This window comes from Rhodococcoides sp. S146-33, from assembly GCF_059489205.1.
The window spans coordinates 290,599-305,829 of sequence record NZ_JCAJWY010000001.1 but is presented as its reverse complement, the minus strand read 5'-3'; the positions used below and the strand labels follow the sequence as shown (position 1 = coordinate 305,829).

The window sequence follows — 15,231 nt, the reverse complement described above, 5'->3', positions numbered from 1 at the left end:
TACTGGCACTTGTGCGCGTCGAACGTGAGCTGTTACAGCTCATTTCAGGCTCGATTCGCCGCTCGGAAGAGTTACTCGACAAACGTTATGCGCCACTCTGGCTGACGCGCACGGCGCACTCGATCGCCGCTCTGATGCCTCTTCCGAACGTAAGACTGCCACCCCTACGACCGCGGGGGGGCCACCTCGCGCGCACGCTTAGACGCCACCGACGCAGCCGTACGGACGGCGAAGCACGCCGCAGCGTTCTCGAGACGCGGCGTCGTTCAGTCGCGGGTCCAGTTGCAGGCGGCGCAGCTGCTGCACTCGCCCACGGGTGTAGGCCGACCTGTAAGGGTGGCGAGGAGTCGAAGAATCACGACGATCATGGCTCGTATTCGTGACCGATCACTATGCGGATGGGTCCGACTTCACTCGACCGAGTGGGCACATAACGCGAGGTACGCGCCGTTAGACTGCTTCTCCGGGCAGGGCGCTGTTGGAAGCTCATTCGAACGAATGGCAGGTTGCATCGGACGCGGACTTTCGGTCGTAGTGGCCGCGGTGGAGACAACGGGGGCCATCCGAGGCCGACCCTCGATGCCAGCCGGCTAAATTGTTGTCCTTTAACGGCTCTGGGGTCGGCCCGTCTTCCGGGTCGCGCTACCGGTCGTCAGAACCGACCCTCGTACTCGGTGAGGACGAACAGTGCGACAACGGCAATTATGAGAATTGCCAACACAATCCAAAGAAATGGATGTGTTTGGTCTGGAGGGCTTATCTCGTCGTTGCGTCTTTTTCCGATCACGAAACGAGACTGTAGGTCAGTCTTGTGGCAACCGCACTACCGTCTCGCCGACTGTGACGAAAACGCCGATCTTCAGCACTGCGGAACGTCGATGCTCACCGTCGGCTCATCCACCAACGGCTGCACCGGCACCGTCGCCTCGCCCGGAGCCGAAGGCTCCTCGAGTTCCCACGTCACCGTCTGCGACTTGCCCGGCGGAATGGTGAGGTAAGCAGCCTGAACCGGTCGGCCCAGCTCGGTTCCGGCCTGGATGGAGAATCCCGTGATGCCGTTGACCTTCATGGACGTGATCTTCGCGCCCTGAGTGCCGTACAGGTAGACGATCGACTCGTTGGTGCCGTACTCCGCCGTCGGCTGGAATGTGCTCGCCACGTAAGGCGTCAGGCCGTTCGGATCCACGTTGTTGGTGAGCGTGGCCGTCACCGTCGACTTGCGGGTACCTGCCGTGCAGGATTCAGCCGAGTATTTGATGTCGCGGGTGAGGTAGTAATCGAGCTTGTTGCCGCCGGCGTTGTTGACCACCACGTTGGCGTACGGGGCCGGGCTGTCCGGCAACACGTGACCCACCTTGGTGCCGGCCAGAATTGCCTGCTCGGCCGGGTCTGCGCTCCACACCGAGATGCGGCCCTCACTGCCGGCACGGCCCACCGCGTCGAGCAGAGCCCGGGTGGGTGCGGCACCCGTGGTCATCTTCTGCACCACGGCCGCGGCGATCTCCTGCAGATACGCCTTGCGAGCCAACTGGTCGTCGCCGAACCTGGCATATGCCGTGCTGAGGGTTGTTTCGACGACGTTGTCGGCGGTGATTTGCTCGCCGTCGGCCAGCGTGACCGGGCCCGTGGCACCGAGGATGTAGCTCAACGCAATCGGATCGGTGGCAATGGTGCCGTTGAGCACCTCCCCGGTCTGCTCTGTCCACATCGACGACCAGATCTGGCCGGCGTACGGAAAGTGCGGGCTCGCATTCGAGTTGCGGAAGTCGGTGGTGGTGTTTCGCGGAGCCCACAAAGCGTTGTACTCGGGCCCAAGATCGATCGGCTGTTCCGCGAATTCGAGTTCGTTGTTGGCACCGAGGGTGTCGACGCGGGCAGTGCCGTTCTCGGCCCGAATGATGCCGTAGCCACCGAGCAGCCCTCCGGTTCCCCGAGCCTCCGCGTTGGTCTGGAATGCGAGAAAGTAACTGCGCGGGCCGTTGTCGCCGAGCATCGACGGCAGCAATTCGCTCGCGATGCGGGTGTTGGTGAGCAGATTCGCGAGTTCGTGCGTCTGATCGATCAATGACGTGCGGGCCTCGTCCACTACGCCGAGGAAGGCGGGCTCATCCACCTGCTGGGCCTGCTCGCTCAGCTCGTCGGCCGCTGCCGAGGTTTGCTGCAGTACCGGTTGCGCATCGCGCAGGGCAGCGGTGTCCACCTTGCCGCCGCCCTCGACGAGACTGCTCGGATTCAGGCTGGCACCCGCTGCCGACGCGGGGGTGAGCACGTCCACGGCCAAGCCCTGCACCACATCGCTGATCTGCGCTACCGACTTCAAGGGGCTACCGAGATACGGAACGGCTTTCGCGATGGAAAACGGGATGGACGTCGTCGCCGAGACCGCATCGTCAGCGGATTCGGCCGCGCGCGCCGCTGCTGCCTCGGCTCCGGCCGAATCGCCGTCGAGCAACGCGTCCTTGGCCTGGGTGGCCGAGTCGCGAGTGGCGGTCAAACTCGACTGCGCGGAATAGGACTCGTAACCAAGCCACACCACAAAAGCAATGACAATGACCAGGAATACCCCCACCGTGATGAGAATCGGCCGCTTTCTACCCGATTTCCGACCGCGGGAATCGGTGGAAGTGGTTGCCATCGTCGGTGGCCTCTCGGTCGAGGAATGTATTCGAGTGCACAGCCTAAAGGGGAGTGGCCGATCTGGCGTACCTGTCGTTCGATCCAGGTAGAGCATTCACACCCGGTCGACTAGTTTGTAATGGGCGATGAAAGATCGACGTCGATGGTGCGCGCCGGCCGAATCGAAGCCGAGTGCGTTGAGGAGGTCGGGGAGTGTCGCCAGAGTCGGGTGAGCGGTTCGAGGATGGCCGCTTCCCGCTGTCGGCTGCTCAGATGAATATCTACCTCGCTCAGCAGCTTGCACCGGATGTGCCGTTCACCATCGCGCAATACGTCGAGATCCGCGGCGACATCGATCCGGCCCTGCTGATTCGTGCGACCGACATCGCCTGCCGACGGCTCGAATCGCCTGCAGTGCGGATCGGCGTGGACGACGGTCATCCGTACCAGTGGTCGGACCTCCGGGTGCCGTACGCCATGATTTACCGCGACTTCACCGACCGCGACTATCCCATCGAGGATGCCCAGCGCTACATGGACGAGCAGTACCGGCAGCCGGTGGATCTGGTGCGCGATCAGCTGATCGCCTCCGAGATCATCCAGGTGGGCCCGAGCCACTACTACTGGTACAGCCGCGCTCACCACATCGTGATGGACGGACTCGGCGCAATCTCGGTGCAGGAGCGCACCGCTGCGGTGTACACCGCATTGATCGAGGGTTCCGAGATCCCGAAGACCCGCGCCATCGGAGTGCGGGAAATCTACGACTACGAGGCCGCGTACCGCAGCTCCTCCCGCTACGAGACCGATCGCCAGTACTGGCTCGGCAGACTCGACGGCCACCTCGAGGCCCCCAGGCTGGCCGGTAGCCCCAGTGCACCTGCCGCTCCCAGTGGAGTGACGGTGAGTGTCGGTGCCGTGTTGGACGCAGACCTCACCGAAGCCGTTGCTGCAGTGGCACATCGGTACAACTCTTCCGACGTTCCCGTCGTGCTCGCCACGTTCGCGCTCTACCTCGCGCGCATGACCGACACCGAAGACGTCATGCTCAGCCTGCCGGTATCGGGCCGCGCGACCACCAAACTGCGCGAATCGTCGGGCATGATGTCCAACGTCGTGCCGCTGCGCATCGGTGTCGAACCAGGGGTCACCGTCGAAGAACTCCTCCGCCGGATCCAGGTGGAACTCACCGGCGCACTACGTCATCAGCGGTTCCGCGTCGAGGACATGCAGCGGGCCACCGGCGACGGCACCGGCAGTGCCGCCGCGGGACGCGGAGTGTTCGGTCCCACGGTCAACATCATGATGTACAACAGCACAATTCGGCTCGGCGACGTCATCGGCGAATACCGCGTGCTCTCCAGCGGCCCCATCGACGACATGATGGTCAACGTCTACCCCGGTGTCGCCGGCACCAGTACCCGCGTCGACTTCCTCGGGAACCCGGCGCTCTACAGCACCGATGAGCTCGCAGCCCACCATCGACGGTTCCTCGCGCTCCTCGGCGAGGTGGTTCATGCCCCCGAGGGCCTTGCCGTGTCCGAGCTCGAGGTGCTCGGTGTCGACGAGAGAGCAGCGCTACTCGGCGCATCTGCAGCGGCGACCGCAACCCCTGCGCTGGTGCCCTCGCTGCTGACGGCCGGCGCGGTGGTTCGTGCCACCGGGGTCGATCAATCAAGCGAAGACTTCACCAGGGTTGCAGAACATATTGCTGCGCAACTCGTCTCGATCGGGGCGGGCCCCGAGAAGCGTATCGCCGTCGCGATCGAGCGCTCCTACGAATCTTTGCTGGCATCGTGGTCAGTCTCGCTGTCAGGCGCATCGTTCGTTCCCCTCGACCCCACCGAGCCCGCCGAGCGGTTGGCTGCCGTGATCGCGGACGCGGGCGTCGAGTTCGGGATCGCCACCGAGGCTGCGCTGCAACAACTTCCGGATTCGACTCAGTGGTTCGATATAGAAGATCTGCTCGACGCGGACCCGCGTGCCTTCGTTGCGTCGGACGTGCACGTCGACAACGAGGCCTACGTCATCCATACCTCGGGATCGACCGGTAAACCCAAGGCCGTCAGCGTCACTCACCGCGGACTCGCGCAACTCGCGGCCAACGTCGTCGACCGATACGCCGTCACTCCCGACTCGCGCGTGCTGCACGTGGCCTCGCCGGTCTTCGATGCGTCCATCCAGGAAATCCTTGCCGCGTTCGCTGCGGGTGCCACACTGGTGATCGCCCCGGCCGACGTCTACGCCGGTCCCGCCCTCGCCCACGTGCTGGACCGCGAGAAGATCACGCATCTGATCACCTCGCCCACCGTGCTGGCCACTCTCGACCCCGACGACCTCGGCTCCATCGAGGTTTTCGATGTCGGCGGCGAGGAGTGCCCTCCTGCGTTGCGCGACAGGTTCGTTGCTGCCGATGCGGCGATGCACAACGCCTACGGTCCGACCGAGACGACAGTGTTGGCCACGCTCTCCGACCCGATGCGCGCGGCCGAACGGGTGACCATCGGCGCACCGCTGCCGGGTGTCCGCGGGTTGGTGCTCGACGCGCATCTGCGGCCCACTCCGGGGGGAGGCATCGGCGAGCTCTATCTCGGCGGCGACGGACTCGCCCGCGGATACAGCGGGCAGCCCGGCGTGACCTCGACGAGGTTCGTTGCAGACCCGGGGGTACCCGGAGCTCGGTTGTACCGCACCGGAGACATCGTCCGCCGTTCGTTCGACGGGTCCACGATGGAGTACCTGGGCCGCGGTGATCAGCAGATCCAACTGCACGGTCGTCGTCTCGAACTCGGCGAAGTGGAGTCCGCGGCAACGATGTGTGCCGGGGTGACCGCCGCTGCGGCTGTCGTGCGCGACAACCGGCTCGTCCTCTACGTCACCGGAGTCACGGCGGAGCTGGACAGTCAGCTCCGCAGCCGCCTGCCCGCCTGGATGGTTCCCAGCATCATCGTCGTTCTGGATGCACTACCCATCACGGCGAGTGGCAAGGTCGACCGTCATGCACTGCCGGCCCCCATCGCACTCGTCACGACCGAATATGTTGCGCCGCACACCGATACGGAACATGCCGTGGCGACAGCCTTCGCCGACGTGCTCGGTGTCGAGAAGGTGGGGCGTGAGCACTCGTTCTTCGAGCTCGGCGGTGATTCGCTCAGCGCCACAAGAGTTCTCGCTCGCCTCGGTTCCTCGATCTCGCTGACCGTACTGTTCGCCGACCCCACGGTCCGCGCAGTCGCGGCGGCCATCGACTCGTCCGCTGCTTCCGAGGTGTCGCTCGAGCTTCTCGATACCGTGCTGCCCGAACGTATCCCGCTGTCGTACGCACAGCAGCGGCTGTGGTTCCTCAACCAGTTCGATCCGGCATCGCCTGCCTACAACATGCCGGTAGCAGTGCGAGTGCGAGCCGGCGACGATGCACCGATGGTTCTGACGGCTCTGCGTGACGTCATCGAGCGCCACGAAGCCCTACGTACGTACTACCCGTCCGACGACGACGGTCCGCGGCAGGTGGTGCGGCCCACCGACACCGTCCTGGTGGAGGTCCCCGCGCGCACGGTATCCGAGCGTGATCTGGACGCTTCTGTGGCTGCGCTCGCGGCCGAGGGGTTCGATGTGTCGGCCGAAGTGCCCATTCGCGCAACACTTCTGAACGTGCGAGAATCCGGCTACACCGTCGTTGTGGTCGTGGTCCACCACATCGCGATGGACGGCTGGTCGGTCGACCCCCTCGTACGCGACTTCGCGTTTGCCCATGCATCTCGTGGAGCAGGTCACGCGCCCACCTGGCCACGCCTGCGTGCGCAGTACGGCCAGTATGCGGTGTGGAACCGATTGATGGTGGATTCGGTTGCCGACGAACAACTCTCGTTCTGGGCATCGGTTCTCGGTGATATCGATATCGCATCGGCGGAACTACCGGCGGACTACCCCAGGCCGGCAGTGCAATCGATGATGACGGACGCGGTTCCCTTCGAGATCTCGTCGACTCTGCACGCGGGTATTCGTGAGCTGGCCCGATCGACCAACTCGACCACATTCATGGTCGTCCATGCCGCGGTGGCCGCCGCCCTGAGTTGGTTCGGCACCTCGAACCGGGTGGTGGTCGGGTCTCCGACCGCAGGGCGAGGTCACGAAGCGCTCGACGAGATGGTGGGCATGTTCGTCGGAACACTGCCTCTCGCGGTCACCGTCGACCCGTCGGGAAGTTTCGCGTCCCTGCTCGATGCGGTCCGCGCCGCAGACCTCGATGCCTTCTCGCATTCCGACGTCCCGTTCGAACGCATCGTCGACGCCTTGGCCACCGATCGATCCCTCGACCGGCATCCGTTGTTCCAGGTGATGCTGGCATTCGACAATGCACCGCACCGATCCGTCGAGGACCTGCCCGTCTCGGTGCTGGAGATTCCCACCCGCACCTCGGAATTCGACCTCACCCTGGTGCTCGAGGGCCAGCACGATTCAGCGGCCGTGACGGGCCAGATCGAGTACGCACTGGACCTCTACGAGCGAGCTACCGTCGAACAGTTCGCCTCGGTGATTCTGTCCGTCCTCAATGCGGCCGTTGCCAATCCCACTGTTGTGGTCGGCGATCTGGCCCTCGCCGAGACGCCGGCGCTGCCGGCCTCGACTTCGGGCGGAACGCTACTCGACGTGTTTGTCTGGAATTCTGGTGAGACCGTCGCGATCGACGGCCTGGAATCGGTGACGTACGCCGAGCTCGATTCTCGCTCGAACCGGATCGCGCGGCTGCTCATCGCACACGGCGTCGGGCCGGAAACGCTTGTCGCTCTGTCCCTCGAACGCTCGGCCGAGTACATCGTGATGCTGTGGGGCGTGGTGAAGGCAGGCGGCGCGTTCGTGCCCGTCGACCCGCGCTACCCCGCGGTTCGTCGGGAACAGATGCTGACAGACATCGAGATCGGGTTCGGTGGCGTCGAAGAGACGGTGCACTGGCTCGACGAGTCTCAGGCCCAGAACTTCAGCGATCTGCCGCTGACCGACGCTGACCGCGTGGCAGTGCTGCAGCCCGAGCACCCCGCCTACGTGATCCACACGTCGGGTTCGACGGGAACACCCAAGCCCGTCGTCGTGACGCATCAGGGTGTGTATGCACTCGCACAGCAGGTCGTTCCCCGTTACGGCGTGACGTCGAGTTCGCGCGTGCTGCATGGCTACTCGGTCAATTTCGATGCCGCGGTCCTCGAGCTGGTGCTGGCTTTCGGGGCCGGGGCAACCATGGTGATCGCACCGCCGGAGCTTCTCGGCGGCGACGAGATGTCGGCTTTCCTCACCGCGCATCGCGTCACGCACTACCTGTCCACGCCCGCGGTGCTCGCTACCGTGCCGCCGACCCCGGGGATCGAGACCGTCGCTGTCGGCGGTGACGTGCTGGGTGCCGGTGTCGTCGACGACTGGTCGACCGGGCGGTCGATGCTCAACGCCTACGGTCCCAGTGAGGCGACGGTGGTGGCTACGTTGGCCGAGTCGCTTCGTGCCGGTGAGCCGGTCACCATCGGTCGGCCGTTGGCTCATGTGGGAGCGCTCGTGCTCGACGACCGGTTGCACTCGGTGCCGCTCGGAGGAGTCGGGGAGCTGTACCTCGCCGGCTCGGGCGTAGCTCGCGGCTACCACGCGGATCCGGCGTCGACCGCCGCTCGCTTCGTGGCGGCACCCGGCGGCATGCGGATGTACCGGACCGGTGACCTCGTCCGGCAGCAACTCTCGGGCCTGCTCGACTACCGCGGACGCCGAGACGATCAGGTCCAGATCAACGGTGTACGCATCGAACTGGGGGAGATCGAGAGCACCCTGACGGCGCATCCCGACGTCAGCGCTGCAGTAGCAGCGATGCGTAAGAACAGAATTCACGCATGGGTGGTGGGACTCGACGGCCACGACGCGGCCCAGTGGCTACTGGACCGGCTGCCGTTGTCGATGCAGCCGGCCGTGATCACCCGGATCGACGGTATTCCGCTGACCGGAAACGGCAAAGTCGACCTCGCCGCGTTGTACTCGGAGACGCTGCCCGGCAGGGATTCGGCGGAGGCACGCACCTTGGCGCAAGAGGTGGTGCTCGGAATCTTCGCCGACCTGCTGGGTATCGACAATCCGGCCGTCGACGCCAATTTCTTCGTTCTCGGCGGCGACTCTCTCCTCGCGACGCGTGCCGCAACCCGCATCAGTGCGGCGCTTGGTACCCAGGTGCCGGTGCGAACCATCTTCGAGTCACCCACTGCGGAGCAGCTTGCGTCCGCGATCGAGCTGTTGTCCGAGAACTACACCCCGCTTCCGGCTTTGATTCATGATCCCGACGCGCGGTCATACCCCGGCCTGGCCCCGGCCGAGCGTCGCATCTGGTTGCAGAATCGATACGACCCGGCATCGGCCGCATACAACATCGCGTTCGAGGTGCCGCTTCCGCCGGACCTGGAACTCGATGTGCTCCGCGCCGCGATAGCGGATGTGCTGGAACGGCATACACCGCTGCGCACGATGTACCCGTCGACCGCGGACGGTCCCGCCACCGTTGTTCTCGACCCTCAGATCGTGCTGTCGACGTTGGACGACGCTCATGCCGGGCTGAGCGATTCGGCCCTGCACGGTTTCGATCTGACCCTCGAAGCGCCGTTACGACTGGGTTTGGTGGAACGAGGCGGCGAGCGGGTGTTGTCTGTTGTTGCGCACCACATCGCGATCGATGGTCTCTCGCTCCGTCCCCTGGCCCGAGACGTCGAGATCGCACTGCTGGCTCGGATCTCGGGCTCTGCACCGGAATTCGACTCTCTCGCAGTCGACTACTCGGATTACCGGGTGTGGCAGCGGGGTGTGCTCGACGCCGTGGCGTCGGATCAGCTGGAATTCTGGCGACGCACCCTGGCAGGCGTGCCGGAGTTCCTCGATCTGCCGACCGGTACTCCTGATCCTTCGGCCGAGGCCGCCGTCGAGTTCTCCGTTGATGCGGAGACCCTGACGCGGCTCCGTTCACTCGCGCATCGCGTGGGTGCAACGGTGTTCGTCGTCGTCCACGCAGCGCTCGCTGCTGTACTCGCCGAAGCCAGCGGCACCCAGGACATCGCCATCGGGACGCCGGTGGCGGGTAGATCCGACCCCGCTCTCGACCACCTCGTCGGCATGTTCGTCGGTACCGTGGTGCTCAGGACGGAGGTCGATCCTGCGAAATCGTTCGAGGAGTTCGTGACCGCTGTCCGCGACCGGGATCTCGATGCATTCGCGAACTCGGACGTCCCGTTCGAGTGGGTGGTGGACGCGGCGGCGCCCACGCGCGCCGTCGATACCCATCCGCTGTTCCAGGTGCTCCTCGCCTTCGGTGATACGGCAACTCCGACAATCGAATTGGAGTCGACCTCGATCACCCCGCGGCGCGTGGACATCACGGCTACACAGTTCGACCTCGAGGTTCTGGTCGACGAGTCCGAGGCCGGACTGATCGGCCATCTCGGATTCTCACCCGCACGGTTCTCGCGATCGGTGATTCTGGGACTCGCCGAGCGGCTGGCCGAGGTGTTGACGATGGTCTCGACGCAGCCGCACTTCCGGCTCGGCAGTGCAGAGTTCGGGCATGCCCCGTCGGCTTTGGCGTCCCAACACGGCAGCGCAACCGAATGCACACTGGCGGCAGTGTTCGCGCAGGCAGTGACGAGCTGGCCGGACAATACCGCGGTGATCGACGGGTCGCGGTCGTTGACCTACCGTGAGATGGATCGGCAGTCGAATGCACTGGCAGACAGTTTGATACGTGCAGGTGTTCGTCCTGGCACTCTGGTGGCCATCGCCTACCCTCGCTCCGTCGAGTACCTCGTCGCGATCTGGGCCGTGGCCAAGACCGGTGCCGGCTTCCTGTCCATCGACCCCTCCCAACCTGTCGCCCGAGTGCAGGAGATTCTCGATCGTGCAGCCCCGGTCACGGGAATCTCGGCTGCCGACTTCCATTCGTTCGGTCACGACTGGGTGAGTGTCACCGGCGACGAGCTCGACCGAGTCGATGTTTCCGCAGTACCGCTGGACAGCGTGGCCTACGTCGTCTATACCTCCGGTTCCACCGGGGTGCCCAAGGGTGTGCGGGTGACGCACCGCGGTATCGCGAATCTGGTTCAGAGCCAACGAGATCTGTTCGGTGTGGAGCCGGGTTCGCGGGTGCTCCAGTTCGCCTCCCCGAGTTTCGATGCGTCGATCTTCGAGACGCTGATGGCCGTCGGTGCGGGAGCCAGTGTGGTGATCGTTCCGTCCGACGTGCACGGCGGGCGCGAACTGGAAGCGCTCATCGAGCAACACCAGGTGACCCACGCGTGCCTGACGCCGACCGTGCTGCAGGTGACCGACGCCGATGCCGTACCGTCACTTCGGGTGGTTGTCATGGCGGGTGAAGCCGCCAATTCTGCTTTGCTGCAGCGATGGTCACGTCATCGTTCGGTCTTCAACGCCTACGGCCCCACCGAGGGGACCGTCATGAGCACCTGCACCACCGATCAGCGTGAGCGGGGCCAGTCGTTGGCACCGGTGACCATCGGCGGACCGACCCGCGGATTCGACACGGTGGTCCTCGATGCCCGGCTACGCCCGGTGGGAAACAATGTCGTAGGGGAGCTGTACCTGGGCGGGGCCGGCCTTGCCGAAGGATATGTGGGGCAGAGCGGAACGACGGCAAGCAGTTTCGTGGCCAATCCGTTCGGGGACGGTCGGCTCTACCGAACCGGCGATCTTGTGCGCTGGGTGGTTCGCGGCAGCGTGGTTCAGGGCAGTGATCGTGAACTCGAGTACCTCGGCCGCGTGGATTCACAGGTCAAGATTCGCGGCCATCGCGTCGAGCTGTCCGAGGTGGAAGCGGCGCTGCTGCGTCACCGGAATGTGCTTCAGGCCAGCGTGATCGGTCATGGAGATTCCTTGGCCGCCTACGTGGTGGGCAGCGTCGAACCGCGGGAGGCTCGTGACTTTCTGGCGAGGACGCTGCCGGCGTACCTGGTGCCCAGTACCGTGACCGTCGTCGATGCACTGCCGATGACGTTGTCCGGCAAGGTCGATGTGAGCGCGCTACCCGAGCCGTCGGTCATGTCGACCGAACGCCGGGCCCCGGTTTCCGCGAACGAAGTGTCGGTGCACGCCGTGTTCTCCGAGGTACTGCAGGTGGCCGGCGAGGACATCGGAGTGGATGACAACTTCTTCGATCTCGGCGGGCACTCCCTCTCGGCGGTGCAGGTGATGGATGCGCTGGGGGACCGGCTGGACCGTCGGCTTCCCATCAGCCTGCTCTTGGTGCATCCGACGATCTCTGCTTTGGCAACGCAACTCGACACCGGCGTGGATGGCGTCGACAAGGTCTTCGATGTGGTGCTTCCGCTTCGAACCGAGGGTGTGGGTGCGCCGCTGTTCTGTGTGCACCCGGCCATCGGAATCGCCTGGAGTTATTTCTCGCTGCTCGGGGAGACCGATCGGCCGTTGTACGGGCTGCAGGTACCGGGCATCAACGATGGTGAAGCGTCGCCGGCCTCGATCGAGGAGTTTGCCGAGCGATACGTGCGTGAGATCCGAGGTGTTCAGGCGCACGGTCCGTATCACCTGGTCGGGTGGTCGCTCGGCGGCGTGATCGCGCATGCGGTTGCCACGCAACTGCAGTCCGAAGGTGAGGACGTCGCGCTGCTTGCGCTCGTCGACGCGCAGCTCTCGGCACCTCAAGGCGCGACGGAGTTCGGCGTCGACGATCTCGCCCGTCAGCTCGGGGTCGACGGTCACTCGTTCGACACAGTCGTGGATCGATTGCGCGAGAACAGAAGCGAACTGGCGTTCCTCACGGTGGATCATCTGGAGCGAATGTATCGCCCCGTTGCGATGGCTCCCACCTGGGTGGCGTCGTACACGCCGACGGTGTTCGCGGGGCCGGTGCACTACTTCGCTGCTCGCGGCTCGCATGGTGCCGAGCACTGGACCGATCTCGTGGACGGCCGGATTTCGGTTTACCGGGTGGATGCGGAACACGAAGACATGCTGGGCGAGCAGGGCGCCCGTGCACTAGGCCGAGTGATCGGCACCGATGCGGTGGGGAAAGGTGTGGCGTGATGAGCGAACAATTGGAGCCGTACGTCGATGACGTGCGAGCGCACTACGACCTGTCGGACGAGTTCTTCGCTCTGTTCCTCGATCCGAGTATGACGTACAGCTGCGCGTACTTCGAGCGTGACGACATGACGCTGGAGGAAGCTCAGACGGCCAAGATCGATCTTGCGCTCGGCAAGCTGGACCTGAAGCCGGGGATGACGCTGCTCGACATCGGCTGCGGCTGGGGCGCTCTCGCCAAGCGAGCGGTGGAGAAGTACGACGTCAACGTCATCGGTCTGACGTTGAGCCGTAACCAGTACGAGCACGGTCGCACCGTTGTTGCCGGACTGTCGACGGATCGCACCGTCGACATCCGGTTGCAGGGGTGGGAAGAATTCGACGAGCCCGTCGACCGGATCGTCAGTATCGGTGCATTCGAGCACTTCAGACGAAACCGGTACTCGGCGTTCTTCGCCAAGTGCCGCTCGGTACTGCAGCCGGGTGGTCGAATGTTGTTGCACACCATCGTCATCACGCCGCCCGATCCAGCCTCGGGTGGGGGCGGACTGACGCGCGAGGATGCACACTTCTCGCGCTTCATCCTGCGTGACATCTTTCCCGGCGGGCAGTTGACGCTCGTGAAGGTGGTGAAGTCCAAGGCGGCCGAGGCAGGCTTCGAGTTGCTGCGGGAGCACCCCTTGAGGCTGCACTACGCGAGGACACTCGACACGTGGGCCGAGAAGTTGATCGCGTCCCGGGACGAGGCCATTGCCGTGTCCTCGGAGGCGACGTACGACAAGTACGTTCAGTACCTCACCGGCTCGTCGGATCGATTCAAGAGTTCACGTATCGACGTCGTGCAGTTCACCCTCGAAGCCGGAGACACGCCTGCACAGTGACACCGCTCGATTACGCGGCGTCCGTCTCCGGTGGTGGCTTGTCAGTGGTTCTGCGCGGCGACTCGGTGGCGGACTCCTCGGCATCGGCCCGGCGAATGCCACGGCCGATCCACACGGCGGCAACTGCGCCGATCACCAGCCACACGGCGACGATGCCGAGTACCCACCACATGGCACGCATTCGTAACCGATAGCTGTTTGGATGGGTGTGGATTGTCCACATGCCTGTGGGGCGCGACTCGCTCCCTGCGCTCGGCGTATGGAGGCGCGTGGGGCCTGAGTGTCCGCCTGCGTACTATCACTGACCCCACTGCTCTAACGGGTGTACTGTCGTGTTAGACACCGTTAGGTGAATGGGAGGTTCGGTATGAGCACTATCGACGAATTCGATTCGTTGCTCCGGGATCGTTTCGATCTGGATCGAGACGATCTCATCGCCGCGCTCCGCACGTTGCCTGCTCACAGGCCTTGGGCAACACGACTGACCGCCGGGGAGGCTACGCTGCTCGACTCGGCTGGACTCATCGAGGATCCCGAGGCGTACGCCGAAGTCGCAGCCGACGTCACAGCCCACATGGGTCGCCTGTACAACACGTCCTATTCCGCATCCGAGGTCTCGAAGGGGTTGAGCGTCACTCCTTCTCGTGTAAGGCAGCGCCGTTTGGATCACACGCTGTGGGCGATCGACGACGGTGGGAAGTGGGTGTTTCCCAGCGTGCAGTTCGACGTCGTCGAGACCGAAGCAGACACATCGATCCTCGTACTCGTTCGGGGCTTGGATCGCGTGCTGCAGCAGCTACTACCCAGAGATCTGCATCCGACGTCGGTTGCCAGCTTCCTTCTCACGCCACAACCAGAGCTGGAGATCGACGGACGGCAACTGTCGGTCAAGCAGTGGTTGTTGCATGGCGAAGCCCCCGAAAAGGTGCTCGAGCTGATCGAGATCCGCGACTGGGCAGCCGTGTGACGGAACGTTCGATGCTGTCCGACCCACCGTCCGTGCGCGAGCTGCGTAGGTTCGAGATTCGCTCCGAGGAATCTCGCGTGATCGCACCCTCCGAAGTGTGGTGGCGCGTCCACAAGACCGACGGTGACCATGTGATCGCGTGGAATGCGTTGCGGACGTTCGGTCCGTTACTACGCTTCGACCCTCATCAGCGACCGCTGGGAGAAGACCCCGGTGGCCGCGGGATTTGGTACGGGGCTTCGACACCAGGTGCCGCGCTGGCCGAAGCGTTCCAGGTCGACCGGACGATCGACCGCAGTCGCGATCGCCCCTTCCTCACAGGTCTGTCGTTTGGTCGCCCACTGACGGTTCTGGACATCTGCACCGACAGCATGGGAGCGTGGGCCACGCGAACCGGTGGCAACTATGCACTCTCCACCGGCCAGCATGCCGTTACTCAACGGTGGGCCCGCGCTATCGTAGAGGCATATCCAGACCTCGAAGGATTGCGATACAACAGCCGTTTCGCCGGGGTTCCTTGCCTTGCACTGTTCGCACCTGCGGTTACGGCTATGCCGGACCGGCCAGTGCTTTCTGCACCGCTGACCCATCCCGACCTTTCCAGCCGCATTGCCGGTGCGGCGAAACGTCTCGGATACGGAGTCGTGTAGTTGGCTCTCGATTGCGGTAGGGCTGACAATTCACGTCGCACGGGAACGA

Annotated in this window: 6 protein-coding genes; 4 read left to right on the top strand and 2 right to left on the bottom strand. The window is 64.4% G+C overall.

Annotated features, from left to right (window positions below; genetic code table 11):
• Positions 1-859: 859 nt before the first annotated feature.
• Positions 860-2,635 (bottom strand): DUF4012 domain-containing protein, encoded by a 1,776-nt coding sequence (locus AC5WEY_RS01500; protein ID WP_495644399.1) that lies wholly within the window; start codon positions 2,633-2,635, stop codon positions 860-862.
• A gap of 194 nt (positions 2,636-2,829) precedes the next feature.
• Between AC5WEY_RS01500 and AC5WEY_RS01495 the strand changes: the two genes are divergently transcribed.
• Entirely contained in the window at positions 2,830-12,687 is a 9,858-nt protein-coding gene (locus AC5WEY_RS01495) for an amino acid adenylation domain-containing protein (RefSeq protein ID WP_495644398.1), read from the top strand.
• Positions 12,687-13,565, top strand: a complete 879-nt coding sequence (locus AC5WEY_RS01490; protein WP_495644397.1) for a cyclopropane mycolic acid synthase family methyltransferase — start codon at positions 12,687-12,689, stop codon at positions 13,563-13,565. The genes AC5WEY_RS01495 and AC5WEY_RS01490 overlap by 1 nt, the downstream gene beginning before the upstream one ends.
• A gap of 10 nt (positions 13,566-13,575) precedes the next feature.
• On the opposite strand, the gene AC5WEY_RS01485 is transcribed toward AC5WEY_RS01490, so the two are convergent.
• On the bottom strand, positions 13,576-13,746 hold the full coding sequence (locus AC5WEY_RS01485) for a hypothetical protein (protein ID WP_495644396.1): 171 nt from the start codon (positions 13,744-13,746) through the stop codon (positions 13,576-13,578).
• 186 nt (positions 13,747-13,932) lie between these two features.
• On the opposite strand from AC5WEY_RS01485, the gene AC5WEY_RS01480 reads away from it, so the two are divergent.
• The gene (locus tag AC5WEY_RS01480; RefSeq protein WP_495644395.1) at positions 13,933-14,532 is read left to right on the top strand and encodes a DNA-binding protein; all 600 of its coding nucleotides are present in this window, start codon (positions 13,933-13,935) and stop codon (positions 14,530-14,532) included.
• Positions 14,517-15,182 carry an RES family NAD+ phosphorylase gene (locus AC5WEY_RS01475; protein ID WP_495645496.1) on the top strand — a complete coding sequence of 222 codons (666 nt, stop codon included), beginning with the start codon at positions 14,517-14,519 and terminating at the stop codon, positions 15,180-15,182. The genes AC5WEY_RS01480 and AC5WEY_RS01475 overlap by 16 nt, the downstream gene beginning before the upstream one ends.
• Positions 15,183-15,231 lie beyond the last annotated feature (49 nt).

Coding starts and splice junctions, on each gene's coding strand:
- AC5WEY_RS01500 (WP_495644399.1), bottom strand. CDS start 2,635: ATGGCAACCACTTCCACCGATTCCCGCGGTCGGAAATCGGGTAGAAAG.
- AC5WEY_RS01490 (WP_495644397.1), top strand. CDS start 12,687: ATGAGCGAACAATTGGAGCCGTACGTCGATGACGTGCGAGCGCACTAC.
- AC5WEY_RS01485 (WP_495644396.1), bottom strand. CDS start 13,746: ATGCGTGCCATGTGGTGGGTACTCGGCATCGTCGCCGTGTGGCTGGTG.
- AC5WEY_RS01480 (WP_495644395.1), top strand. CDS start 13,933: ATGAGCACTATCGACGAATTCGATTCGTTGCTCCGGGATCGTTTCGAT.